Source organism: Micromonospora sp. NPDC049175 (assembly GCF_043197345.1).
GTDB lineage: Bacteria > Actinomycetota > Actinomycetes > Mycobacteriales > Micromonosporaceae > Micromonospora.
On record NZ_JBICSY010000005.1, the window covers coordinates 414896 to 439650 of the forward strand.

General features: G+C 70.6%; 24 protein-coding genes and 1 pseudogene. 11 read left to right on the forward strand and 14 right to left on the reverse strand.

Features of this window, described 5'->3' with window-relative positions; genetic code table 11:
• Positions 1-16 precede the first annotated feature (16 nt).
• Complete coding sequence (locus ACGFH8_RS22195; protein WP_393369996.1) at positions 17-1531, reverse strand: alpha-N-arabinofuranosidase; 1515 nt, start codon at positions 1529-1531, stop codon at positions 17-19.
• A gap of 147 nt (positions 1532-1678) precedes the next feature.
• On the opposite strand from ACGFH8_RS22195, the gene ACGFH8_RS22200 reads away from it, so the two are divergent.
• Entirely contained in the window at positions 1679-2686 is a 1008-nt protein-coding gene (locus tag ACGFH8_RS22200; RefSeq protein WP_393369998.1) for a LacI family DNA-binding transcriptional regulator, read from the forward strand.
• Between the two features lie 151 nt (positions 2687-2837).
• Here the strand turns inward: ACGFH8_RS22200 and ACGFH8_RS22205 are convergent, their stop codons facing one another.
• The 3 genes from ACGFH8_RS22205 to ACGFH8_RS22215 all read right to left on the reverse strand — a co-directional run bounded on the left by ACGFH8_RS22205 (position 2838) and on the right by ACGFH8_RS22215 (position 5696).
• Positions 2838-3563, reverse strand: coding sequence for a methyltransferase domain-containing protein (locus ACGFH8_RS22205; protein ID WP_393370001.1), 726 nt, complete (start codon positions 3561-3563; stop codon positions 2838-2840).
• Positions 3564-3711: 148 nt separating this feature from the next.
• Positions 3712-4020, reverse strand: a complete 309-nt coding sequence (locus ACGFH8_RS22210; protein ID WP_347664392.1) for a hypothetical protein — start codon at positions 4018-4020, stop codon at positions 3712-3714.
• 38 nt (positions 4021-4058) lie between these two features.
• Positions 4059-5696: an ABC-F family ATP-binding cassette domain-containing protein gene (locus tag ACGFH8_RS22215; protein ID WP_393370004.1), complete on the reverse strand. Its 1638-nt coding sequence runs from the start codon at positions 5694-5696 to the stop codon at positions 4059-4061.
• A 62-nt stretch (positions 5697-5758) separates the two neighbouring features.
• On the opposite strand from ACGFH8_RS22215, the gene ACGFH8_RS22220 reads away from it, so the two are divergent.
• From ACGFH8_RS22220 to ACGFH8_RS22230, 3 genes are all read left to right on the forward strand, one after another.
• Complete coding sequence (locus ACGFH8_RS22220) at positions 5759-6529, forward strand: ROK family protein (RefSeq protein ID WP_393370006.1); 771 nt, start codon at positions 5759-5761, stop codon at positions 6527-6529.
• Positions 6530-6660: 131 nt separating this feature from the next.
• Positions 6661-7029 carry a tetratricopeptide repeat protein gene (locus ACGFH8_RS22225; RefSeq protein WP_393370008.1) on the forward strand — a complete coding sequence of 123 codons (369 nt, stop codon included), beginning with the start codon at positions 6661-6663 and terminating at the stop codon, positions 7027-7029.
• Between the two features lie 177 nt (positions 7030-7206).
• Positions 7207-7461 (forward strand): Smr/MutS family protein, encoded by a 255-nt coding sequence (locus tag ACGFH8_RS22230; protein WP_007465523.1) that lies wholly within the window; start codon positions 7207-7209, stop codon positions 7459-7461.
• 138 nt (positions 7462-7599) lie between these two features.
• Here ACGFH8_RS22230 and ACGFH8_RS22235 read toward each other — a convergent pair whose 3' ends face one another.
• From ACGFH8_RS22235 to ACGFH8_RS22250, 4 genes are all read right to left on the reverse strand, one after another.
• Positions 7600-8796 (reverse strand): low temperature requirement protein A, encoded by a 1197-nt coding sequence (locus tag ACGFH8_RS22235; RefSeq protein ID WP_393370010.1) that lies wholly within the window; start codon positions 8794-8796, stop codon positions 7600-7602.
• 284 nt (positions 8797-9080) lie between these two features.
• Positions 9081-9998: a TIGR03619 family F420-dependent LLM class oxidoreductase gene (locus tag ACGFH8_RS22240; RefSeq protein ID WP_393370013.1), complete on the reverse strand. Its 918-nt coding sequence runs from the start codon at positions 9996-9998 to the stop codon at positions 9081-9083.
• Positions 9999-10058: 60 nt separating this feature from the next.
• Complete coding sequence (locus ACGFH8_RS22245; RefSeq protein WP_393370015.1) at positions 10059-11504, reverse strand: MFS transporter; 1446 nt, start codon at positions 11502-11504, stop codon at positions 10059-10061.
• A 77-nt stretch (positions 11505-11581) separates the two neighbouring features.
• Positions 11582-12007 carry a MerR family transcriptional regulator gene (locus ACGFH8_RS22250; RefSeq protein WP_393370018.1) on the reverse strand — a complete coding sequence of 142 codons (426 nt, stop codon included), beginning with the start codon at positions 12005-12007 and terminating at the stop codon, positions 11582-11584.
• 116 nt (positions 12008-12123) lie between these two features.
• Between ACGFH8_RS22250 and ACGFH8_RS22255 the strand changes: the two are divergent.
• Positions 12124-12399 (forward strand): annotated as a pseudogene (locus tag ACGFH8_RS22255) (NUDIX domain-containing protein); the annotation flags it as partial.
• Between the two features lie 11 nt (positions 12400-12410).
• Here the strand turns inward: ACGFH8_RS22255 and ACGFH8_RS22260 are convergent.
• Together ACGFH8_RS22260 and ACGFH8_RS22265 are read right to left on the reverse strand one after the other, a co-directional pair.
• A complete protein-coding gene (locus ACGFH8_RS22260) occupies positions 12411-12818 on the reverse strand; it encodes a hypothetical protein (RefSeq protein WP_393370020.1) in 408 nt (135 codons plus the stop codon).
• A gap of 64 nt (positions 12819-12882) precedes the next feature.
• Positions 12883-14052 carry a multiprotein-bridging factor 1 family protein gene (locus ACGFH8_RS22265; RefSeq protein WP_393370023.1) on the reverse strand — a complete coding sequence of 390 codons (1170 nt, stop codon included), beginning with the start codon at positions 14050-14052 and terminating at the stop codon, positions 12883-12885.
• A gap of 189 nt (positions 14053-14241) precedes the next feature.
• Between ACGFH8_RS22265 and ACGFH8_RS22270 the strand changes: the two genes are divergently transcribed.
• Positions 14242-14469, forward strand: coding sequence for a hypothetical protein (locus tag ACGFH8_RS22270; protein ID WP_393370025.1), 228 nt, complete (start codon positions 14242-14244; stop codon positions 14467-14469).
• 507 nt (positions 14470-14976) lie between these two features.
• On the opposite strand, the gene ACGFH8_RS22275 is transcribed toward ACGFH8_RS22270, so the two are convergent.
• The 3 genes from ACGFH8_RS22275 to ACGFH8_RS22285 all read right to left on the reverse strand — a co-directional run bounded on the left by ACGFH8_RS22275 (position 14977) and on the right by ACGFH8_RS22285 (position 16988).
• Positions 14977-15468 carry a hypothetical protein gene (locus ACGFH8_RS22275; RefSeq protein WP_393370028.1) on the reverse strand — a complete coding sequence of 164 codons (492 nt, stop codon included), beginning with the start codon at positions 15466-15468 and terminating at the stop codon, positions 14977-14979.
• A gap of 96 nt (positions 15469-15564) precedes the next feature.
• Entirely contained in the window at positions 15565-16560 is a 996-nt protein-coding gene (locus ACGFH8_RS22280; protein WP_393370031.1) for an aldo/keto reductase, read from the reverse strand.
• Positions 16557-16988 (reverse strand): VOC family protein, encoded by a 432-nt coding sequence (locus ACGFH8_RS22285; protein ID WP_393370033.1) that lies wholly within the window; start codon positions 16986-16988, stop codon positions 16557-16559. Before ACGFH8_RS22285 ends, ACGFH8_RS22280 begins: the two co-directional genes overlap by 4 nt.
• 66 nt (positions 16989-17054) lie before the next feature.
• Between ACGFH8_RS22285 and ACGFH8_RS22290 the strand changes: the two genes are divergently transcribed.
• Positions 17055-17669, forward strand: coding sequence for a TetR/AcrR family transcriptional regulator (locus ACGFH8_RS22290; protein WP_393370461.1), 615 nt, complete (start codon positions 17055-17057; stop codon positions 17667-17669).
• A 49-nt stretch (positions 17670-17718) separates the two neighbouring features.
• Here ACGFH8_RS22290 and ACGFH8_RS22295 read toward each other — a convergent pair whose 3' ends face one another.
• Positions 17719-20139, reverse strand: coding sequence for a M28 family peptidase (locus ACGFH8_RS22295; RefSeq protein WP_393370036.1), 2421 nt, complete (start codon positions 20137-20139; stop codon positions 17719-17721).
• 290 nt (positions 20140-20429) lie between these two features.
• Between ACGFH8_RS22295 and ACGFH8_RS22300 the strand changes: the two genes are divergently transcribed.
• From ACGFH8_RS22300 to ACGFH8_RS22315, 4 genes are read left to right on the forward strand one after another with little or no spacing between them, the layout of a single operon-like run.
• Complete coding sequence (locus ACGFH8_RS22300; RefSeq protein WP_393370039.1) at positions 20430-21629, forward strand: PP2C family protein-serine/threonine phosphatase; 1200 nt, start codon at positions 20430-20432, stop codon at positions 21627-21629.
• Entirely contained in the window at positions 21626-23359 is a 1734-nt protein-coding gene (locus ACGFH8_RS22305) for an ATP-binding protein (protein ID WP_393370041.1), read from the forward strand. Before ACGFH8_RS22300 ends, ACGFH8_RS22305 begins: the two co-directional genes overlap by 4 nt.
• On the forward strand, positions 23356-23808 hold the full coding sequence (locus tag ACGFH8_RS22310) for a response regulator (RefSeq protein ID WP_007465485.1): 453 nt from the start codon (positions 23356-23358) through the stop codon (positions 23806-23808). Before ACGFH8_RS22305 ends, ACGFH8_RS22310 begins: the two co-directional genes overlap by 4 nt.
• Positions 23801-24610: an inositol monophosphatase family protein gene (locus ACGFH8_RS22315; RefSeq protein WP_393370044.1), complete on the forward strand. Its 810-nt coding sequence runs from the start codon at positions 23801-23803 to the stop codon at positions 24608-24610. The genes ACGFH8_RS22310 and ACGFH8_RS22315 overlap by 8 nt, the downstream gene beginning before the upstream one ends.
• Positions 24611-24755 lie beyond the last annotated feature (145 nt).

Here is a 24755-nt window from a genome sequence, read left to right on the forward strand (position 1 = left end):
CAGCCCGGTGCGACAGCTAGGCGCTGGCCGGGCCGAAACGGAGCACGCTCCAGGACACGGCGGGCAGGAGCACGGAGCACCGGCCGCCGTCGGGGGTGGGGATCGGTAGGTTCCGAGGCGTCACCCGGTCGGGCTCGGCCTCGGTGTTCGTCGCTGACGGGTCGGAGCCGGCAGCGATGCATTCGAACGACAGGCCGGACATACCCGGCATGCCGCGCAGGTCGATCTCCAGCGGGAGATCGGTGGAGTCCCGGTTGACCGCGAACACGGTCAGCTCGCCGGTCTCCTCGTCGTGCACGGCGACGGTGTCGAGCACCGGCACGTCCCCGTACTTCTTCGTGTCGTAGCGCGGCGACACCGGCTCGGTGCGCAGCACGGTGCCCCGCGCGTAGCGGGCGGTGAGCGCGAACGGGTGGAAGATGCTCTGCCGCCACGCCGGGCCCCCGTTGCGGGTGCGGATCGGCGCGATCACGTTCGCCAGTTGCGCCTGCGCGGCCACCCCGACCCGGTCGGCGTGCCGGAGCAGGGTGATCAGCAGGTCGCCGACGACCACCGCGTCGACGGCGGTGAAGTCGTCCTCGATCAGCGCCGGGGCCTCGACCCAGCCGCGCCGGTCCAGGTCGGCCTGGAGGCGGGACTCGTACCAGACGTTCCACTCGTCGAAGGAGATCTTCAGCTTGCGCCTGTGCCGCTGCCTGGCGGCCACGTGGTCGGCGGTCGCGACGACCTCGGTGATGAAGTTGTCCATGTCGACGGCCGAGGCCAGGATGCTCGCCTGGTCGCCGTCGGACGGGTCGTAGTAGGTGTGCGCCGAGATGTAGTCGACGTGTTCGTAGGTGTGCTCCAGCACCGTCGCCTCCCAGGAGGCGAAGGTGGGCATCCGCCGGTTGGAGCTGCCGCAGGCGATCAGGCTGATCGACGGGTCGATCATCTTCATCGCGCGGGCGGCCTCGGCGGCGACGCGACCGTACTCGTCGGCGGTCTTGTGGCCGACCTGCCACGGGCCGTCCATCTCGTTGCCGAGGCACCACAGTCGCACCCCGTACGGATCCTCGGCGCCGTGCTTGCGCCGCAGGTCGGAGAGCTCCGTGCCGCCCGGGTGGTTGGCGTACTCCAGCAGGTCCAGGGCCTCCTGCACCCCGCGGGTGCCGAGGTTGACCGCCATCATCGGCTCGACCCCGGCCTCGGCGGCCCAGGTCATGAACTCGTCCAGCCCGAACGCGTTGGTCTCGATCGTCTTCCAGGCCAGGTCCAGCCGGCGGGGCCGGTTGCCGACCGGGCCGACCCCGTCTTCCCAGCGGTAGCCGGAGACGAAGTTGCCGCCCGGGTAGCGGACCACCGAGACGCCCAGTTCGCGGGTCAGGGCCAGCACGTCGCGGCGCAGGCCACGGGAGTCGGCGCTGGGGTGGCCGGGCTCGTAGATGCCGCCGTAGACGCACCGCCCCATGTGCTCGACGAAGGAGCCGAAGAGGCGTCGGTCGGCCGGGCCGATGGAGAAGGCCGGGTCGACCGTCAGCTGCGCGGTCCGCAAGGGGGTGCCACCTTTCCTCGTGCTGTCGCCCGGGTGAGCGCAGTCACCGTTCACCCGGTGTCCACCGTTTCTACAACGTTGTAGGCAACGTTGTAAAGAGCAGGTGACAAGGTATGGTGCGCTGGGTTACCTCGGGGAGGTTGCGGAGTGCGACACAGGCTCAAGGACGTGGCCGAACGGGCCGGGGTGTCGGTGAAGACCGTCTCCAACGTCGTCAACGGCTACGTACACGTTCGGCCGGACACCCGTGCCCGCGTCGAGGAGGCGATCGCCGAACTCAACTACCGGCCCAACCTCTCGGCCCGCCACCTGCGCAAGGGCCGCACCGGCGTGATCGCGCTGGCCGTTCCGGAACTGGACATCCCCTACTTCGCCGAGCTGGCCCGCTACGTGGTCACCGCCGCCGCCGCGTACGGCTGGACGGTGCTCATCGACCAGACCGGCGGTCGGCGTGAACAGGAACGGGTGGTCGCCTCCGGCATCACCGACCACCTGATCGACGGGCTCATCTTCAGCCCGTTGGCGCTCACCGCCGAGGATCTGGCCAGCCTGGACGGCACCCCGATGGTGCTGCTCGGTGAACGGGTCGAGCACGGCCCCGCGGATCGCGTGGTGATCGACAACGTGGCCGCCGCCCGGGAGATCACCGAACACCTGATCAAACTCGGCCACCGCCGGATCGCGGCCATCGGCTCCCAGCGCACCGACGAGGGCGCCAGCGCACGGCTGCGCCTGGCCGGCTACCGCGACGCGCTGCTCGCCGCCGGGCTCGCCTACGACGAAACCCTTGTCGCGCCCGCGCCGGCCTGGCATCGCGCCGACGGCGCCGCCGCCATGCGGGGCCTGCTCACCTCCGGCGTACGCCCCGACGCCGTCTTCTGCTTCAACGACACGCTCGCCCTGGGTGCCCTGCGCGCTCTGCACGAGGCCGGCCTGCGGGCGCCCGAGGACGTGGCGGTGGTCGGCTTCGACGACATCGAGGACGGCCGGTTCTCCATCCCCACGCTCAGCACCGTCGCCCCGGACAAGGAGCGGATCGCCCAACTGGCCGTCGAACTCCTGGCCAACCGCCTGGACGGCGACCGAACCGCCCCCACAAGAGAACTCTCCGCCCCCTACCGCCTAGAACTACGCGAATCAACCCAAACCCCCTAGCTCCCCCTACCCCCTACCCCCTCCCCCTCCCGGCCCCACCCACCCCCTTCCCGCGTTGATCATGGAGTTATTGCCATCCACGCCGGCGTGTCGCCGCTATAACCTCATGATCAACGCGGGGCCCGGGGGGGTGGGGCCCGGTGGGGTGGGGTTAGTCGAAGAAGCGGGCTAGGTGGGTTTGGGGGGCTGGGTCGGTGTTTGGGGGGAGGGGGGTCAGGTCGGCGAAGATCGAGGCGCCGTCGCAGCCCGCGTGCAGCGGGTACCACCGTGGCGCGCCCGGCGGTCGGAGCTGGCAGATCCCCTTGAACGTCTGGACGTCCATCAGCCGGACGTGAGTCGGGTCGGCCACCGCGTTCACATGCCCCCACCAGGGGCTCATCACGTGCAGCACGCCGCCCGGACGCAGTACCCGGTGGCACTCGTCCACGAGCGGCAGAAAGTCGATCAGGTGCTCCAGGATGTGCACCGCGAAGAGGACATCCACCGAGTCGTCGGCGAGCGGTAGCGAGCCGGACAGGTCCGCGACCGCGTCCACCCCCGGCGCGGGGTAGATGTCCAGCCCCAGGTTGCCCGACCACTGCTTGGTCGGACCGCACCCGAGGTCCACGACCACGGGTGCGCGCCCGCCGACGCCGACGCGGCACCAGACGCCGTAGACGCCGGCCAGCCGTCCCACCAGGTCGCGTACCAGCCGCAGCTCGGCGGGCTCGGCGACGTCCCCGCTGAGGTGGGCCACCCCCCGGTCGAACCGCACCTCGACGGCCAGGCCCCGCAGCCGGTCGTCGTGCCGAGCCTGGTCCGCCCATGCCTGGGTGAGGGATTCGTCGATTGCCCGCAGCCGGTCGGCCGAGGGTGGAGTCTGTGCCAAAGCGACCATTCGGGCCACCTCCCGCCGCGCGTTACCCGCATTCGCGCCCGGTATGCCCCGATCGGCGGCTCGGCTCGGCTCGGCTCGTCCGGGTCCGCACGCCGCCGACGGGCGTGTCGCAGCCACGAAGGCCAGGTCGACTCCCGCGCGGCGAGGGTCAGCCCGAGAGGGTGCGCCGGCCTCCGCGCATCCGCTGGCGAGGCGGCGGGTCGGCGGGCTTCGGCCGCTTGAGGTGGTAGCGGTGCAACTCGTGGTGGCCGGGCAGGGATGGGTCCTCGCTCATCGCGACCAACTCCCAGCCCTGGTCACCGGCCCGGTTCAGGTGGGCCAGCGAGGTGTCGCCGTACGGCGTCACGTCGACCATCGAGCCGTCCGGGCCGTACCAGACGAAGACGACCTCCCAGCCGAGGTCGTTCGTCGCCGCCTGGCGGCGGCGAACCAGCAGGGCGTACTCCCACTTGAGCATGGCGTCATTCTCACCCCGCGCCGCCGCGCTGGCACGGATCAATCCTCGGCGATCCGCCCGCCGTCCACTCGCAGGCGCCGGTTGGTCTCGATGGCGGCCAGCATCCGTCGGTCGTGGGTGACGAGCAGCAGCGTTCCGGGGTAGCTGGCCAGCGCCGACTCAAGCTGCTCGATGGCGGGCAGGTCCAGGTGGTTCGTGGGTTCGTCGAGCACCAGCAGGTTGACCCCACGACCCTGGAGCAGCGCCAGCGCCGCCCGGGTCCGCTCACCGGGGGACAGGGTGGCCGCCGGTCGCGGCACGTGCGCCGACCGGAGCCCGAACTTGGCCAGCAGGGTCCGCGCGTCCGCCGGCGACATGTGCGGTACGGCCGCGTGGAACGCGTCGATCAGCGGCGCGTCACCGAGGAACAGCCCTCGTGCCTGGTCGACCTCACCCACCACCACCCCGGGTCCGAGCGAGGCGCTGCCGGCGTCCAACGGCAGCCGCCCGAGCAGCGCGGCCAGCAGGGTGGACTTGCCCGAGCCGTTCGCCCCGGTCACCGCCACCCGGTCCGCCCAGTCGATCTGGAGGTCGATCGGGCCGAGGGTGAACCCTCCCCGGCGTACCACCGCACCTCGCAGCGTGGCCACGACGGCGCCGGCGCGGGGCGCGGCGGCGATCTCCATCCGCAGCTCCCACTCCTTGCGGGGCTCCTCGACCACGTCGAGCCGTTCGATCAGCCGATCGGTCTGCTTGGCCTTGGCGGCCTGCTTCTCGCTCGCCTCGGCGCGGAACTTGCGGCCGATCTTGTCGTTGTCGGTGGCCTTGCGCCGGGCGTTCTTCACGCCCTTCTCCATCCACCCGCGCTGGGTGCGGGCCCGCGCCTCCAACCCAGCCTTGGTCTCGGCGTACTCCTCGAAGTCCGCGCGGGCGTGCCGGCGGGCCACCTCGCGCTCCTCCAGGTAGGCCGCGTAGCCGCCGCCGTAGTGGTTGACCTGCTGCTGCGCCAGGTCCAACTCCAGCACCCGGGTCACCGTGCGGAGGAGGAACTCGCGGTCGTGGCTGACCAGCACCGTGCCGGCCCGCAGCCCGGTGACGAACTCCTCCAGCCGCTCCAGACCGGCCAGGTCCAGGTCGTTCGTCGGCTCGTCGAGCAGGAACACGTCGTACCGGCTGAGCAGTAACGACGCCAGCCCGGCGCGGGCCGCCTGGCCGCCGGAGAGCCCGGTCGTCGGGTGGTCCAGGTCGACCGCGAGCCCCAGGTCCGCGCTCACCTGCTCGGCGCGTTCGTCCAGGTCCGCACCGCCGAGGGCGAGCCAGCGCTCCAGCGCGTCGCCGTACGCGTCGTCGGCGCCCACCGCCCCGGCCGTCAGCGCCTCGGTCGCCGCGTCCAACGCCGCCTGCGCGGCGGTCACCCCGGTCCGGCGGGCCAGGAAGTCCCGCACGGTCTCGCCCGGCCGCCGTTCCGGCTCCTGCGGCAGGTGCCCGACGCTCGCCGTGGGCGGGCTCAGTCGCACGCTGCCGGCCTCGACCGGCAACAACCCGGCGAGGGTACGCAGCAGCGTCGACTTGCCGGCCCCGTTCGGCCCCACCAGGCCGACCACGTCACCGGGGGCCACCACCAGGTCCAGCCCGGCGAAGAGGGGGCGGTCGCCGTGCCCGGCGGCCAGGTCCTTCACGATCATCGTGGCGCTCATCAGTTCGGGAGCCTATCCGGCTGCCGGCATACGATCCGACGGGAGCGGGCAGACTCAACGGCGTGGTGACGACACTGGCGATCGACTGCGGCGGCGGAGGCATCAAGGCGTCCGTTCTCGACGAAGCGGGGACGATGCGGGCCCGACCGCTGCGGGTGCCGACCCCGTACCCGTTGCCGCCCTCGCTCTTCGTCCGGACCCTGCTGGATCTGGGCGGGCGCCTGCCAGCGGCGGACCGGCTCACGGTCGGCGTACCCGGGATGATCCGGCACGGGGTGGTGGTGACCACACCGCACTACGTGACCCGAAGCGGCCCGCGCAGCCGGGTCGACCCGGACCTGGTCGCCGAGTGGTCCGGCTGGGACGCGCGCGGCGCGCTGGCCGACGCGTTCGGGGTGCCGGCGCTGGTGCTCAACGACGCCGAGGTGCACGGCGCCGGGGTGGTCGCCGGCACCGGCTGTGAACTGGTGTTGACCCTGGGGACGGGGTTGGGCAGCGCGCTCTACGACGGCGGGGTGCTCGCACCGCACCTGGAGCTGTCGCACGCGCCGGTGCGGTGGGGCACCACCTACGACACGTACGTGGGTGAGCCGGAACGGCGGCGGCTCGGCGACGCCTTCTGGTCCCGGCGGATCCGGCAGGTGGTCGACGGGCTTCGCCCGGTGTTCCGCTGGGACCGGCTCTATCTGGGCGGGGGCAACTCCCGACTGATCCGGCCCGAACAGTTGGCCCGGATGGGCGACGACGTGGTGGTGGTGCCGAACACGGCGGGGATCGTCGGTGGCGTCCGCGCCTGGGAGTTGGCCGCCAGCCGCCGCGACGCGCGCACCTGACCCTGCTGCGGATCGCGCGCGGGCAGGGCGTCCAGCGCCCGACGCAGTTTCGACAGCGGGAACAGTCGCCAAACGCCAGGCGTTGTGCCAGCGTCGGAACAGGTGACGGTGCGACCCGAGGAGGTGGGCAGATGGATCTTCTGGCGGACTACCGGCGGGCGACCATGTTCTTCGAAACCGGTGACCCGAGCGGCGCGGCCCGACTGCTGGAGCCGATCGTCGACGCCGAACCCGGCAACGCGGCGGTCCGGCAGTTGCTGGCTCGGGCGTACTTCCAGTCGGCCCAGCTCAACCGGGCCGAGGAGCACCTGCGCGAGCTTGTCGAACGGGACCCGAGCGACCACTACGCGCACCACGTGCTCGGTCGGACGCTGGAACGGCTCAACCGGCACACCGACGCGCTGCGGCACCTGCGGATCGCCGCCGCCATGTACGCGACCAACGACGACTACCGGATCGCGCTGCAGCGGGTGGAAACCCGGGTGGGCGGCACGCGCTGAGCGTGGACCGGTGACGATGCGAGGGGCGGTCCTTCGGGGCCGCCCCTTTGTCGTCCGGCTCGTCGTCCTGTCGTGCCCTTTGTCGTCCGGCGGGCGGGCTCTTCCTCGCCCGGCGGGTGGGCCACCCGGCGTGCCTAGGATGGCGGGCATGGGACCTGACCGGGCGGGGGCCGTGGCATGAAGCTCAAGCTGGACCTGCACGAGATCTTCAACAAGGGGCAGGACATCGACCGCGCGTTGCGCGGGATCATGGACGAGGCGGTGGCGAAGAAGGCCACCCTCGTCGAGATCATCCCCGGCAAGGGGTCGGGTCAGCTCAAGAAGCGGGTGCTGCGGTTCCTCGACCAGAAGGACGTCAAGCAGCTCTACCACCGCGTGGAAAAGGATTCGAAGAACTTCGGCCGCCTCTTCGTGCACTTCCGGTGGAAATAGCGGCGGCATAGCCTCTGACCTACGGCTCCGGTCGATTCCGGGGCCGCTGAATCGGGATCATGCCGTGACCTCGAAGCGGTCGGGTCAAGGGCCACAGAGTGCGTGGCGATGACCGCGCGGCCGTCGTACTCTCCGGCGCTAGCCGACTGGTGGCCGCAGCTCCGGTGGGTCTCGTCGGCCCCGTAACTCGTCGGCAATCGAGACCCCTGCCAGGACGAGGGCAGCTATGGCGGCACCCCCGAGTGGCGGCACCAGGATTACCGCCGGTGACACGATGGCGAGCACGAGGACCCCGATCGGCCGACTCCAGGACAAGCGGCTGAACACGACGAACTCGAAGAGGGCGCGTCCGGTGAGGAACAGCGCGGGTCCGCCGAGGATGACGGCGATCCAAGCCGGTGGTGTGTGTCCAAACGGATGCGCGATGACAAGTTCGTAGCCGACCGAAATTGGAATGATGCCAGCGACCATGATCGCATGGACGTACACCACTGGGCGTGCCCGAACCGGTCCGGAGGTCGTTGCAATAGCCTTCGCCATCAGCGTCCCTGCGCTGAAGATGTAGATTCGCCACAGCAACACCGTGGTGGCAAAGGCTGTCAGAACCGCCGCATATTGAGGTGCGTGAAACCCGCTGCGGTCGAACGTCTGCCCGGTGACCAGGATCAGCTCGCCGAGCGCGATGATAAAGAACTGTCGATACCGGTCGGCCAGGTGTTCCCCGGAGAATGCGAACTTCGTCGCGCTGGCGCGGCCAAGCCCTGGTGTGGGGAAGAGGAGTAAGGCTGTGAAGTACTCCACGGCCACCGCCAGCACCCACAGCATCCCCCGCAGAGAACCCTGCACGAGCGCGCCCGAAATCCAAGGTACGGCAGACACACCCAGCCAGAAGGCGATCCGCATCAGAGTGCGCCGTATCTCGTGATCGCGCAGCAGAAGCGTGAGGATGCCGACCGAACCGAGCTGAGTGGCAACGTACGCACCCGCGAAGTGCAGGCCTCGATCGCCGAACGCCTCAGGTGCCGCAGCGGCCATCACCAGGGTGCCGAGCAGGGCTCCAAGGATCAGCATCTGTATCGGCGGTCGTCGCGGGTCGAACTTGTCGCAGATCCCCGAGGCAACGGCCCAGACCGCTGAGAGGGCGAGCAGCAAGATCAGCGTCTGGGCGGCGCCGGCCCAGCTCAGGTCGGCTAAGAGCAGGCGCGAAAGCATCGCGAGCGCGAGGACGAACACGACGTCGATCAGAAGTTCCAGGAACGTGGCCGACCGTGGTTCCCTTAAGGCTTCGCAGCAGCGGAACTGCCTTCCGCGACATCTATTCGCCTTCCTGGCCATTCCTGCCTACCTGTTGACGCTGTCGTACCACACCGGCAAAGCCAATGGATCCCGACGTGGTTCAGTGCCACAGACGGGAACTGTCGCCAGATCTGATACCGAACTGTCATGCAGAGCAGGAGACCGGCACAGGGAATCCCGGGCTGGTTGAGAACTTTCTGGACGAGATCAAGGCGGCCCGCGGCGCGACACCCCTAGGGCCGAGGATCTCCCGCCAGGGAGCACGGGCGCAGGAGGTCAGCTGGTGCGAGACGTCCCTCAGCGGCGACGCGGGCGTCCGCCTTTCATGCTCGGATGCGTGGACCGGACCAGCTCGTCGGCTCCACATGGGGAAGAACCTCGCTGGCCAGCCACTCCAACGCCTCGCCCACCAGGCGGCCGTCAATGGGCATCCACAACGAGCACATCGTCACACCCGCGTCGGCGAGCTGGCGCAGATCCTCGACGATCGCTTCGGTGGTGGCGTCGGTGCCGCCGAGCAGCCGGCCCGGCACTGGCCGGACCGCCGGGATTCCCTGCGGTACCAGGAACCCGACCGTGTTGATCTCGATCGTCGCCGGGTCGCGCCCCGTACCGTCGGCAAGCTCCTCGATCCGGCGCCGGAAGAAGCGTGCGTCCTCGTGGTTGATGCCGGAGCCGTGCCAGCCGTCGCCGAACCGCAGCGCACGCCGGATCGCGGCGTCGCTGTGCCCGCCCACCCAGATCGGCGGCCCGCCGGGTCGGTGCGGTGGGACGCCGATGATCGCTTCGCGGAGGCCGGCGAACCTGTCATCCAGGTCCCCTGTGGTGCCGGACCAGAGGGCCTTCATGATTTCGAGGCACTCGTCGGTCCGCTGGCCCCGGAGCCGGATCGGCACCCCGAGTGCGTCGAACTCCTGCGGATTCCATCCGGTGCCGACGGCGACCACCAGGCGACCCGCCGACATGACGTCCAGCGTCGCGATCTGGTTGGCCAGCACCACGGGCCGGTAGTAGGGCAGGACCAGCACACTCGTCGCGATACCGATGTGGGTCGTCGCGCCGGCGATCGCCGCCAGAAGGACCATCGGATCGTGGCCAGCACCGTGCGGGTTCTCCAACACGTGGTTGGACATGAGGACATAGTCCAGACCGATCCGCTCGGCATCACGCGCTGCCCGGAGCATGGCGTCACCCCCGGCACGCGGCCACGCCTGCGGCTCGAGGGAGAGTCCGAATCTCATACCCGTCTCCTGACGATGATGGCGACATGGGAAGCAGCGGTACCGCGGTCCACCGCCCGGTCAGACCGCTGTGGACTCGGCATCGGCCGAGGCGCCCCGCCCCCAGGACGGGACCAGGCTCACCAGCACGGCACCGAGCACACAGGCGACGGCCGCCACCACGTAGGCGACGTGGTAGCCATGCAGGACACCGGCCTGCCCGTCGGCGCTGACCGTGGTCGTCGCCGCGACGACGACCAGGGACGCCACACCGACGCTGGCGCCGACCTGCTGGGCGGTGACGTTCACGGCGCCTGCCACGCCGTGCCGCTCCGCCGGGACTCCGGTCAGGGACGCGGCGGTCATGGTGGGGAACACCGAGCCGACGCCGGTGCCGATGACGATCAGGCCGGGCAGCATGTGCAGCCAGTAGTTGCCGTCCAGCGGGGTCCACGCCCAGGCCAGGATGCCCAGACCGATCAACACCAGCCCGCTGGCGAGCATGATCTTCTGGCCGAAGCGGGACAGCAGGCGACCGGTGAGGAAATTGGCCACGAGGAAGACACTCAGCGAGAACGGCATCACCGCGATACCGGACTGGAACGGCGAGTAGCCCAGCATCTCCTGCAGGTAGAGCGGGGCGAAGAACTGCAGACCCAGCGCTGCGGTGTAGAGCAGGAACGCCGAGAGAGTCGCAGACCGCACGGGAGCGGGACGGAGTACGGACAGCGGCAGCAGCGGGTCGGCCGTACGCCGCTCCCAGACGACGAAGCCGACCAGCAGCAGGACGGCGCAGGCGACCGAGCCGGCCGCCCCGGCGTCGTCCCAGCCAGTCGAGCCGCCCCGACTGACACCGAAGACCACCAACAGCAGGCCCGCCGTGACCAGGACCGCACCCGGCACGTCGAGGGGATGTGGGTTGCGGGGCGTAGGCGGCAGGGCCGCCCGCAGGGGCAGCAGCACCAGGAGGCCGAGGACAACGGAGAACGCGAACACCGCCCGCCAGCCGAACAGGTCGGTCAGCACGCCGCCGAGCACGAAACCACCGCTGCCGCTGGCGGCGCCGACCGCCGCGTACATGCTGAAGGCCCGGTTGCGGGCCGGCCCCACAGGGAAGACATCGGACAGCAGCGCGATGGCGGCGGGGCCGGACAGCGCCGCTCCCAGCCCCTGCAATGCGCGACCGACGATGAGCACCTCGACGTTGGGGGCCAGAGCGCCAGCCAGCGCCGCCGCCGTGAACAGCGCGACCCCGAGACCGAACACCAGACGGCGGCCGAACACGTCGGCGAGGCGACCGCCGAGCAGCAGGAACCCGGCGAACGTGACGGCGTACGCGGTCAGGATCCATTGCAGGACGGAGCTGTCGAGCGCGAACTGCCGCTGCATGCCCGGCACTGCGGCGTTGATGACGTTCATGCTGCCGATGTCGAGCGCGAGCGCTCCGGCGAGGACTGTCAGAGCCAGCCAGTGCCGGGACGACAGGCCCGCATCGTTCTCGGTCTCACCGTCGTGTTCGATGGTCAAGACAAGCTCCTGACGGGGCGTTCCGGGCAGCGTCGAGCGGGCGGCCCGGATCGCCGGTCCGCCCGTCGTGCAGGGATTCAGTGGCTGTTGGAGGTGGCGCTGGCGAGAACCCGCTCGTCGGCCACGAGGGTCCCGTCGCTGGCCATCGCCGTCTCGGTCTCCAGGATCTGCCTGGCGAGCCGCCCGCGCAGGTCCTGCAACGCGGCGATACGCCGGTCGAGGGCTCCGAGTCGGTCGGCGGCGATCCTGATGGCGTCGGGACACCTGGGCAGGGTGCTCAATGGCTGGTCGAGGCAGCCCTTCTCGATCGAGAGCCGGATGTCCTCGACGGTCAGGCCGGATTCAAGCAGCTCACGAATGTTTCGGACTTTGACCACCGCCAATTCGTCGTACTCCCGATATCCGTTGGAGGCACGACGTGGAGCAATCAGGCCCTGTTGCTCGTAGTACCGCACGGACCTGGTGCTGACGCCGCAACTGTCGGCCAGCTCTCCGATGCGCATCTCGATCATCCCCTCATGCCCAAGGCGATGCTAGAACATTGACACTGACGTCAAGGTCAATCATTGCGCCGGTTTTCACGATCGTGGCTCCTCGCCAGCGGTCGGATAATGGGCATGTGACGGAGGAGCAGGTTACCGAGTCGACGCGGTGGACGATCCACGGTGAGCGGGTGGTGGACGGCAGCCGGCGGGCGCGGTTGAGCATTGCCGACGTGGAACTGCCGGATGGGGTCCGTTTCGAGCAGTACGTGATCAGGGCACCCCGGTCAGCCATGGTTGCGGTGCTTGACGAGCAGGAGCGCCTGCTGCTGCTGCGGCGGCACCGGTTCGTGTTCGACAGGTGGGTGTGGGAGCTGCCTGGGGGTTACGTCGACGACGATGAGCAGCCGGCGGTAGGTGGAGGTCATCTCGCGGATGATGTCGATGTCGGTTGACCGACTGATCGGTGACCTGTCTGTGTGGTGGGGGCGGTCAGTCCGCTCACCACGAGAGTGCTCGATGTCATCAATAGCCTGACGGCGATCTTCCACCGCTGCCGGAAGGGGTAGTAGGCGACTCCGACCGGTCCGGCGAGGACAAGGACGGCCATGGGGATCAGGCGTAACCCGTCTGCCGTCCCGGCGACGATCCCGAGCACGCCGACGAATCCGAAGAAGATCGCGACGTTGGCGACCGCGGAGCGGAAGTTGGCGTAAGCACTCTCCTGGAGGTCGGCGATCGCACCTCTGATGTCCCGCTCCGCCTGCGCCCGTTCCTGAGGAGACATCGGTCTGCGCGACTTCCCCCGACTCTTGTAGCTCCCCGTGATCATGCGACGACGGTAACAACCACCCGTCATTTCGGGCTGTCTCCAATGCCGGTCAGCCGTGCCGCAGCTACCGAACCGCCTTCAGCGCGTCGCGGAACTCTGCGGTGGCGTGCTCGCGCGGGTGGCGGCGCTGAAGTTCGACATCAACCTCACCGGCGACGAGCAGCAGCGAGGGCAGGGAGCGGCGAGTAGCGGTGAATGCTGTCACTCCCTGCTCGACGGCCCGGTCCAGCTCGCCACTGCGCAGGGCGGTGACGGCGAGAGTGAGTCGGGCTTCGGCCGTCCGCATGGGCGACCGGTCGACCCCGTCCGGTCCGGTGCCGAGACGCACAACCTCGTTGGCGTAGTGCTCGGCGAGAACGTCGTGTTCAGCGAGTCGACAGGCGTCCATCGCGTAGAACAGCCATTTCCCGGGATCGACTTCGAAGTGGTTGTCCGGCCGGTCGGGCGCGCCCAGACCATCGAGGAGCTGCCGGCCTCGATCGAGCGCCGTTCGCGCACCGTGGAGGTCGCCGAGCCGGGCCAACGCCTTGGCCTCCTGCGCGATCAGTTGCACCCCCACGCGCTGCCGTCCGGCAGCTTCCTGTCCGGCCCGGGCGGCGGTCAGCGCCGCTTCGTGCCGGGACTGGGTGAGTGCGAACCAGGCTGTCATCTCCCACGCCCAGCCGGTGATGTCGGCGTGGCCGGCTTCGTCGCCGAGCTGGCGGGCGGCGGTGCGGGTGGCCTCGGCGCTGGCCCGCATGCCCAGGTCGCACTCGACACAGCCGATCAGCAGTGCCAACCAACCCGCACACACGAGCAATTCGCGGTGCTGCCGTAGCCCGGTGGGTCGGTGTAGCAGTCGGGCGACCTCACGCAGCCAGACCTGACCTTCGGCGCGGAGTTCCGCAGCGTCGCGCCACCCGTAATGGCAGCACAGCTCGGTCACGGTCGCCTGCAACGTCTCGATGGTGGCGGAGGCGGTGTCTCCGGTATGCAATCGATGCAACAGCTCGACGGTCTCCGATGGTCGGGTGTCGGTAGCGGCGGCGACATCCAGAGCGGCGCAGGCGATCAGCTCCCCACGAGCGCCGAGCACGTAGTCGATCCGGCGGGCCAGATCCTCTCCGGGTCGGCGACGGCCGTTCTCAAGCCGGGAGAGGTGCCCCTTGTCGGCGGGCAGCAGGTCGGCGAGTGCGGCCAGGCTGAGTCCGCGCGTTTCCCGCGCTGTCCGCATCCGGGCGCCGAATGTTGGCATGTCTCGCCTCCCCCGAGGTTGCCGGGTTGCCGGTGTGGGTTGGCAACGCGCAACCCGTCGACCGATGTGAGCGTACCGCCGCAGTGTGTACCGGACGGGCACACGCAGTGACGAGCGGGAGGCGTGATGGCAGGGCGTACGGCACGAGTCAGCCGGGCCGAGCAGTCGGCATCCGCATTGGATCGCCGGATGAACGGTGAGCACCTGCCGAGTCGGCCGCAGTGGCAATGCCAGATGTGTGCGGCGGATACGCCCTGGCCTTGCCATCCCGCGCGGGTGCGCCTGGCCGAGGTGTACGGGCGGGACCGCATCGGGCTTTCCATGTACGTCGGCGGGTTGCTCTTCATCGTCGCGGTCGAGTTGCCCGATGTCGCGCCGGCCGAGTTGTACGAGCGGTTCGTGTCGTGGACGCGGTGACCGCCTCGCAATAACGCTCCGGCATCGTCTCGACGGTAGCTGTGGAGGGTTAGCGCCTCGACCAGAACGAGCCGGCATGAGCGGTGGCAGATCCGCGGCTTCGGTCCTGTGCTGGGCGTGGTTACCCGGATAGCTGCTGGTCGCTTAATCTCAGACGATGGAGGACGTCATCGGTGGAATCGGTGGTTGGGTGTGCAGCATCATGGCTGTGCTGGCCACCACGTGGGGCGTGGCCGTGCTCCTTACCGGTCGGGCTCCACAGCGAGAGCTGGGCAATTTCCAATCCGTCACGCAGTATGGATGGTTTTGTATCGGCGTTGGTGTGGCATCTGGGCTACTGGCGCTGAGCGGTCTCGGCGGGTGGTTCGGAGCGCTGACCATCGTCGGCCTCGGCTTGCTCGCCTGGATAACCCTTCGCACTCATCGTCTACAGCGAAGGGCCACTCGCCAGCGAGGCTCTACCACCGACAAGCCTTGAGGAGTCTCCGCCCGACCCGGCGGTCTGATCTAGGTGAGGAGTCGGAGGCGAGGCGCGTCGTGGCTGTGCGCGATGGGTGCCGCGCAGTGCTCGCAGGTGTGGGTCTCTGGGCGGACCAGGTTGGTCTGCGTGGAGAAGGTGCCCGACTGGACCGGTTCCGGGCAGAGATAGCCAAGATGCAGCCGGACCCAGGGGTCGCCGGTCAGCGCGAGCGAGGGCCGGTCCCGTTTGGCGTCGTGGAATGGCGCCCACCAATATTCCACCACCGCGCGCAGGATCGTCAGTTCCCGTTCGGAGGTGCTGTCGAACGCGGAGATCCGCGCGGCCGCGGGGTGCCGGCCGGTCTTGCTGTCACCGGAGCAGGTGCCGTGTTCCGCGCCGTGCGTCAAGCCGGTGGTGCGGCCGGTCCTCTTGCAGATGAAGCAGTCCAGGCTGAGTTCCACATCGCTCTTCCAGTGCAGGTTGTGGAAGGACGATCCGCCGAGGGTCAGGGCGGCCGTTATCTCGACGGATCGCAGCATGGCCCGATCCTCGCAGGGGTGACGCTCAGCCGCACATGGCGTACGGCTGAGCCGCGCCTCTCCTCGCCTCGATCGGGCCCGGTGCGTTGCGGAGGGTCAGAGCGCGCCCGCGCCGAACACCCAGGGTGTGGTCTGGGCGATGAAGTCGGCCGGGAAACCGAGGTCGAAGCCGGTCGCCGATTCCAGCCGCGTAACCAGTTCCGGCGGCAGCGTGACCGCCGTACAGCCCAGGTTGTCCTGTAGCTGGTCGAGGGTCCGCGCTCCGATGATCGGCAGCACGCCGTCTCGTCGGCGGGTCCAGGCGAGGGCAACCTGAGCGGGGGTGACGCCCAGTTCGTCAGCTACCTCCTGCACGACCCGGGCCACACCGAGGTCCCGGTCACTTATCGCGTCCCGGTCGAGGCGCGTCTTCCCGGTCGACGGTGCGGCGGTGTACTTCCCGGACAGCACGCCGCCGCCGAGTGGGCTCCAGGCGGTCACCGTGAGGCCGTACGCCTCGGCCATCGGCAGCAGCTCCCGCTCGGCGTCGCGGTTGATCAGGCTGTACGGCACCTGTAGTCCGACGAACGGAGTCCAGCCACGCCACTCGGCCAACGTGTTCGCACGGGAGACGACCCAGGCCGGTGTGTCCGACACGCCGATGTAGAGGATCTTTCCGGCGGTGACGGCGTCGTCGAGCGCCCGCATGGTCTCCTCGATCGGCGTGTGCCGGTCCCAGATGTGCACCCAGTAGATGTCGACGTGGTCGGTGCGCAGGCGGCGCAGGCTGGTTTCCAGCGACAGCCGGAGATTCTTGCGGTGGTTGCCGCCACCGTTGGGGTCAGCCGGGTCACGGGTCACCGTGTACTTCGTGCCCACGACGAACCGGTCGCGCCGGCCGGCCAGCAGCTCGCCGAGGATCTCCTCGCTGGTGCCGCCGCGGTAGTTGATGGCGGTGTCGACGACATTTCCGCCGGCCTCGGCGTAGGCGTCGAGGATGCGCCGGCACTCCTCGATCGGCGCGCCGACGCCACCCTGCTCACCGAACGTCATGGCGCCGAGCACCAGCTCGGACACCCGCAGACCGGTACGCCCCAAGGTCGTGTACCTCATGCGAACATCGCCGCCACGTGCTCGGCCATCTCGTCGGCGGGAACGTCGCGCAGGTGCCGGTTGATCGCCCAGCGGTGCCCGGACGGGTCGAGGAACTGTGCGGTGCGGTCGCCCCAGAACGCGTCGTGCGGCGGCTCGAACGCGGTGGCTCCGGCGGCGATCGCGCGGTCGTAGGCGGCATCGACGTCGGAGACCGGCAGGTGGAAGGCGGTCGGGCTACCGCCCAGAGCCGCCGGCGTACGGAGGCCACGGTCCGGCCACTCGCCCGCCACGGCGAGCACTGTGTCACCGACCCGCAGCTCCACAGTGAGCGGGCGGCCGTCGGGCAGCGGCGCGCGACTGGTTTCCCGCGCGCCGAGCACCTCCGCGTACCAGGCGGCCGCAGCGTCGGGATCATTCACCACGATATGGACAGCTATCTGTGTCATGCATCGACCATACATGCTGTCTGGTCAAGTCGTCCAGATGCCTCGTACGGTATGCTCGGGACTGTGATGGCCCGACGCGACGAACCCCCGCGCGGTGACGTCGAGCTGCGCGAGCGCATCCTCGACGCCCTGCGTGAGCTGCTGCGTGAGCGCACCTTCGACACGCTCAGCGTCGCCGAGATCATTGCCGCGGCAGGGGTCTCCCGGGCGAGCTTCTACTTCTACTTCGCGGGCAAGCAGGCGGCGCTGGCCGAACTGGTGCGTCGAGCGGTCGGCGCCGGCCACGAGGCCGCGCAGCCGTGGGTGCGGGGGAGCGCCAGCCCTGGTGACGCCCTGCGGGCTGGCATCGACGCGGGCGCCGACCTGTGGCTGTCCAACGCGGCGGTGTTGCGCGCCATCGTGGAGAGCTGGGCGTCCGACCCGCAGCTACGCGAGCTGTGGCTGGCCCAGATGGCGACGTTCACCGATGCGGCGGTCACCCGGATCGAGGCCGAGCGCCAGGCCAAGCCGGCCGTCGCGGCTCGGCTCGACGGCGTCGACGTCGATGCGCTCGCCGCATCGCTGACGTGGACCGGCGAGCGGCTCTACTACCTGGCCGCGTGCGGCGTGCCGCCGTTCGACGACCGGAAACTGTTGGTCGACACGATGACCCACCTGTGGGTGTCGGCGCTCTACGACTAGTGCGGTGGTCCGGCGGGAAGCAGTCTCCGCCGGACCACCGTCCGACCCGTCAGAAGGGATACGTTCGGGCGACCGCCAGCATCTCGGAGCTGTGCGACCCGACGACACCCACGCCCGGCGGCCGGGGGCGGAAGCCGGGCAGCGCGTCCAACCCGTCACTGGCGTCCATGACCCGCAGCGACACCTGCCCGGCGATGGGCCGCAGGGTCAACGTGACCTCGATGCCCTCGGTGGGCGGGGCGTGGAACACCAGCCCGAAGCCCCACCTGCCCTCGCGCGGCTCCACCGGCACCGACCGCCCGGCGACCTCGGCCCGCAGCACGGTGGCGGTCGACGTGTCGACGTGCAGGGTGGCGAGCCGAACGGCCCGCTGCGGGGTGAGCCGCAGACGCAGCGTGCGTTCGCCACCGGACGTGGCGTCGGCCACCACGTCCAGCTTCGGCGCCGGCAGGTTCGCCGGCTGCGCCGGCCCGGCCCGCAGCTCACCGTCGCCGAGCCCGGGGAAGTCGTCGCCGACGTCGGCCGTCCCGTCCACGTAGCCGTCCGTCCACGACTGCGGGTCACTCTCGTGGCTGAGCCAACGGGCCTGGCCGGTGCCGGCGTCCATCGCGTACATCAGGTGGGTCGGCGCGGGATGGGCGGCGTCGAACCGGTCGACGCCCAGCCCGACCCCGGCGAGCACCACGGTCGCCACGGCGGCGGCTGCCGCCGGCAGCACACCGAGCCGGCGGGCCCGCAACGCCCGTAGACCGCGCTGGCCGCCGGCCTGCGGGTGCAGCAGGTCGACCACCGGCAGGGCGGTCAGGCCGAGCAGCACCGCGACAAGCGCCGCCACCCCGCCCATGCCCATCCCCAGCGCTGGGAACAGCAGCACCACAGTGGGCAGCAGGATGACCACACCGACCGCCGCGCCGGCGGTCACCGCCACCACCGGCCACGGCCCGGTCTGCCGGGTACGCAGCGCGACCAGCCCGCCGAGGGCGCCGGCCAGCGCCGGCACTGTGGTGAGGTACGCCCCGCCCGGCACCGCCACGGCGAGCAGCACCCCGAGCAGGGCCAGCCAGGCCAGCCCGCCCACGGCCAGCGCGGCCGGGCCGATCCGGCGGCGCAGCAGCGCGTACCAGGTGAACAGGGTGGCGGCGGCGAGCGCCACGACGGCCAACCGGTACCAGATCGGCCGGTACGGGTCGAGCAGTTCCGCGTACCCCGGTCGGATCTTGGTGATCGCCAGCCAGAGCAGTTGCGCGGCGACCGGCGCGACCACGATCGGCACCAGGGCCAGCCCGAAGCCGGCGGCCAGCCGGCCGGTGCTGGCCCGGCCCCGCCGACGGACCAGCCAGCCCAGCGCGGCCACCGCCGCCACCGCGAGCAGGGCCAGCGGCAGGGTGAGCGTGCCCGGATAGCGGACCAGGCCGCCGGGGACCGGGAAGTAGGTCGCGTCGTGCCCCGAGCGCAGGTCGGTCAGGTCGGTGCGGCCGAACTCCCGGGCCAGGCCCAGGGCGTTGTCCCCGTGCTGCTGGAGGCTGCTCCGGTCCATGGCCGCCGGCGTGTCGAGCGGCGTGTGGTAGATCGCGCCGCCGTCGATGTACGCCGAGTTCAACCCCACGAACTTCTGGTCCAGGAACGCGGTGAAGTCGGTGTCGTTGGGCAGCGCCCGGTAGATCTCCACCGCGAACGAGGTACCGACCGGATGCGGGGCGGCCCGACCGAAGACGTCCACCAGTTTCGCGTTGTTCCGGGACGTCTCGAACATGATCACCGGGCCGGTGGAGCCGCGCGCCTCCAGGTTGAGCACCACCCCGCCGTCGGCGGCCAGCGGGTGGCTGGCGGCGAACGCGGACGCGCCGCAGAGGCACGCCTCCTCCGCGTCGGTCAACACGAAGACGATGTCGTTGCGGGGCCGCGGGCCGGTGGTCAGCGCGCGGGCCACCTCCAGGATGGTCGACGTGCCGGCCGCGTCGTCGTTGCCGCCCGGCCCGGTCTGCACCGAGTCGTAGTGGGCGACCAGGAAGACCCGGCCGGTCGAGTCGGTGCCGGGCAGCCGGGCCACCACGTTGCGGACGCGGGCCAGGGTCGCCCCGCCCGCCGCGCCGCTGAGCTGCCCGGCCTCCGGGGCCACGGTGTCCTGCACCTCGGTCTCCAGGCCCAACCCGCGCAACTCCTGCTCGAGGTGCGCGCGGACCTGGTCGTTGGCCGGGCTGCCGGCGACGTGCGACCGGGCGGCGATCACCCGCACGTCCTCGTACGCCCGAGCGGCGCTGAACTCGCCCACCGGGGCGTCTGCCGGTTTCGGCGTCGGCGTGCGCAGGTCGAGCAGGCTGCCGGCGCCGACGGCGACCAGCGCCACGAGCGCCGCGGCGGCGGCCACGAGCCGGCGGTGCGGCCTGGTCAGCGCACGATCCGCAGGGGGTACGCCCGGAGTCGGACGAGCCGGTGTGCCCGTCGTGGCCGGGGTGGGGGGTGCGCCCACGGAAACTCCTCGGGGGGTGGTGGGGCCTGGGGTGGCACCATCCTGCCCTCCGGCGCTCCCGGATGGCATGGCCGGTCGGCCGGGCACCGATCACCCGCGTGGTTTGTCCGTCGGCGGGCAGTGATGCGGCCCATCCCCGCCCGTGCCACGGGCATCGTGTTGTGTGCGACCGTTGTCTAATACAGGATCAGCAGGGCACTCGGAAGGAGCCCGACATCACCAGCGAACTCCCGCGTCTCGCGGCGGTGACCCGGCCGCACCGGGGGTCCGGCTCGGCCGGGTCCCCAGTTGTGCCGTACCCGCACGGTGGCCTGGCGCGGCACGCGAACCTGCCGCCGGGCGAACGGCTGCGGGTGCTGCTGGTGGAGGACGACGAGGGCGACGCCTTCCTCGTCGGGGAACTGCTCGCCGAGACCAACTCGATGATCGACCTGATGGTCGCCACCAGCCTGCGCGAGGCGCGGCTGCGGATCAACGACGTCGACTGCGTCCTGCTCGACCTGGGCCTGCCCGACGCGCAGGGGCTGGACGGGCTGCGTCAGGTGCTGGAGATGTCCAGCGGCGCCGCGGTCTGCGTGCTGACCGGCCGCTCGGACGAGCACCTCGGCGTCGTGGCGGTCGCCGAGGGCGCACAGGACTACCTGGTCAAGGGTCAGGTCGACGGGGTGCTGCTGACCCGCGCGCTGCGCTATGCCGTGGAGCGCAAACGCGCCGACGAGAACGCCCGCCGGCTGCGGGAGGTCGAGCTGCGGCAGGCCGAGTCGGCCCGCCTCGAACGCGGTCTGCTGCCCCAGCCGCTGATGACGACCGACCAGGTGGCGGTGCACACCTTCTACCGGCCCGGCCGGCACGCCGCGCTTATCGGCGGCGACTTCTTCGACGTGGTGCAGACCCGCCCGGACCGTCTCGACCTGATCGTCGGCGACGTCTGCGGGCACGGGGTGGACGAGGCCGCGCTCGGCGTCGAGCTGCGGGTGGCCTGGCGGGCCCTGGTGCTCGCCGGAGTGCCGGACGACGAGGTGCTGCCCGCGCTGGAGCAGGTGCTGATGAGTGAGCGCCGCCTTCAGGAGATCTTCGCGACGGTGGCCACCACCAGGCTGGACCTGGACGCCAACCGCGCCACCGTCCGACTCGCCGGGCACCCGCCGCCGCTGCTGCTCTCCGGCGGCCGGGTCGCCCCGGTGCCCGCGCCCGGCGGCCGACTGCTGGGCGTACGACCCCGCCGGCCGATCGCCTACGACCTGGAGTTCGACACCGATGACTGGTCCCTGCTGATGTACACCGACGGCCTCATCGAGGGGCGGGTGGGAGCGGGCAACGATCGCCTCGACGTGTTGGGGCTCAGCGGGCTGCTCGACGAGCCGGCCAACCGTTCGGTGTCGCTGCCCGAGCTGCCGGCCTGGCTGGTCGGCCGGGCCGAGCGGCTCAACGGCGGCGCGCTCGCCGACGACGTGGCAATGCTGCTGGTGAGCCGTGGTGGTGGCCGGTGAAGCCGGTGGTCGGCGGCTGGAGTCTGCGCCGCCGGGTCATCACGCTGCTCACCGTCGTGGGGGTGCTGCTGATCGCCCTGGCCGGCGCGGAGGCGGCGATGGCCGCCCGCAACCGCACCCAGATCGACGCCGTCCTCAACGAGACCGGCCCACTGCGGGTGCAGTCCCAGGAGCTGCTCAACGCGCTGCTCGACCAGGAGACGGCGATCCGTGGGTACGCGGTCAGCGGTGATCCGGACGACCTGAACCCCTATCGGGAGGGGCTCGCCCAGGAGCAGAGCGTCACCGTCTCGATGCGGGCGCTGCTCGACGACTATCCGCAGATCAGCCAGGAGTTGCGGACCGTCGAGGAGCGCACCGCGCAGTGGCGGCAGTCGGTGGCCGAGCCGGTGATCACCACCACCGAGCGCAGCGGCACCAGCGCGGGTCAGGCACTCGTCACCGAGCAGGCCCGGCAGCAGTTCGACGAGGTGCGCACGGCGGTGAACGACCTCCAGGAGGAGGTGCTGGCCGCCCGGGAGCAGACCGCCGACAACGTGCGTACCAGCAGCAACGTCCTTGTCGTGCTGCTGATCGTCGCAGCCCTGGTGGTGGTCGTGGCTGGCGCGGTGCTGCTGCTCTCGCTGGACCGGATGGTGATCCGGCCACTGACCGGCCTGGCCACCCAGGTCCGGGAGGTCGCCGAGGGCGACTACCAGCACCGCATCGCCACCACCGGCCCACCTGAGTTCATCCGGCTCGGCGACGACGTGGACGCGATGCGGCAGAAGATCGCCGCCGACCTGGCCGAGGTGCGGGGTGCCCGCGAGCGGATCGAGTGGGTCAACAGCCAGCTCCAGAAGCAGGCGGAGGAGTTGACCCGGTCCAACCGTGACCTGGAGCAGTTCGCGTACGTGGCCTCGCACGACCTGCAGGAGCCGCTGCGCAAGGTGGCCAGTTTCTGCCAGTTGCTCCAGCGTCGCTACGCCGGGCAGCTCGACGAGCGGGCCGACCAGTACATCGCGTTCGCGGTGGACGGCGCACAGCGGATGCAGCGTCTGATCAACGACCTGCTCGCGTTCTCCCGGATCGGCCGGCTCACCACCGGCTTCGTCGAGGTCGACCTCAACAAGGTGATGGGCGACGTGGCCGGCCAGACCGAGGCCGCGCGGCAGTACGCCGACGCCGAGCTGACCTGGGGCGATCTGCCGGTGATCTCCGGTGAGGAACCGTTGCTCACCAACCTGCTGGCCAACCTGGTCAGCAACTCGATCAAGTTCCGCCGGGCGGACGTGCCGCCCAAGGTGCACGTCTCGGCCCGGTTGGTGGACTCCGAGTGGGAGATCACCTGCCAGGACAACGGCATCGGGATCGAGCCGGAGTTCGCCGACAAGATCTTCGTGATCTTCCAGCGGCTGCACTCGAAGGACGCGTACCCGGGCACCGGCATCGGGTTGGCCATCGTCAAGAAGATCGTCGAATATCACGGCGGCCGGGTCTGGGTGGACACCGACGTGCCGGAGGGCACGGCGATCCGGTTCACCCTGCCGGCGCTTCCGGTGGACCTGGAGGCGGCCGCCGCCGTCGACTCGTCGGAGCAGCCGCAGGCCCTGCCGGCGGGCGACGCCACGCCCTCGAACGAGACTCCGGCAGCGCCGACCGAGCAGTCCGAGGGGTCGGACCGGCCGGACCGGGCCGACAGGTCGCCGGAAGGCGGTAGAACGGGTGACATGAGGGAGACGGTGGGATGACCGCGCCTGCGGATGGCAAGAGCCCGATCGAGGTCCTGCTGGTCGAGGACGATCCGGGTGATGTGCTGATGACCCAGGAGGCGTTCGAGGAGCACAAGCTGCGCAACCGGCTCACCGTCGTCTCCGACGGCGCCGAGGCGCTGGCCTACCTGCGCCGGGAGGGCCAGTACGCGGACGCGGTGGCGCCCGACCTGATCCTGCTCGACCTCAACCTGCCCCGGCGCGACGGCCGGGAGGTGCTGGAAGAGATCAAGAACGACCCGGAACTGCGTCGGATCCCGGTGGTGGTGCTCACCACCTCGCAGGCCGACGAGGACATCCTGCGCAGCTACCAGCTGCACGCCAACGCCTACGTGACCAAGCCGGTGGACTTCGAGCGCTTCATCTCGGTGGTCCGCCAGATCGACGAGTTCTTCGTCAGCGTGGTCAAGTTGCCGCCGCGTGGCTGACACCCTGCTCGACGACGTCGGTGACCTCCTGCGGGAGGCCGCCGACCAGGTCGTGCTGCCGTTGTTCCGCAAGCTCGACGACGCCGACGTGTCGGAGAAGGCGCCCGGCGAGGTGGTCACCGTCGCCGACCGCCGGGCCGAGGAGTTGCTGTCGGCGGGGTTGCGCCGGCTGCGGCCCGGCTCGACGGTTGTCGGTGAGGAGGGTGTCGCCGACGACCCGGGGTTGCTGGGGCACCTGCGCGACGCCGGTGACGTCTGGCTCGTCGACCCGGTCGACGGCACCGCCAACTTCGCCGCCGGTCGCCGGCCGTTCGCGCTGATGGTGTCGTTGCTGACCGACGGACGGCCGGTCGCCGGCTGGATCCTCGACCCGCTCGCCGACACCCTCGCCGTCGGTTCGGCGGACGACGGCACCCTGCTCAACGGCCGACCTGTCGACACCACCGCCGCGCTGCCGCCGCTCGGCGAGCTGCGCGGCGCGGCGATGACCAAGTTCCTGCCGCCGGACATCCGGGACCGGGTCCGCGCCGGCGGTCGCCACCTCGGTGAGCTGCTGCCCGGCCAGCACTGTGCCGGCCGCGAATACCTGGACATCCTCACCGGTGAGCAGCAGTTCGTCCTCTTCTGGCGCACCCTGCCCTGGGACCACGCTCCGGGCACCCTGCTGGTCCGCGCGGCCGGTGGCGTCGCCCGCAGGTTCGACGGCGCCGACTACCACCCCTCCGACGACGGCCGCGGGCTGCTCGTCGCGGCCAACGAGCAGATCTGGAACGACGTCCGCGACGCCCTCCTCGCCCCCTGATCCGGACACCGCAGGAGGCGTCTGGGGAGCGTCTGGACGCTCTGCGCGAGGCTTCTGGACGCTCTGCGCGATGGCGCTGGAACGCTCTGTCGACATCGGGGCGTCCGGGGCGTCAGGGGGCTGGTCACCGGCCCGCGGTCCGGTA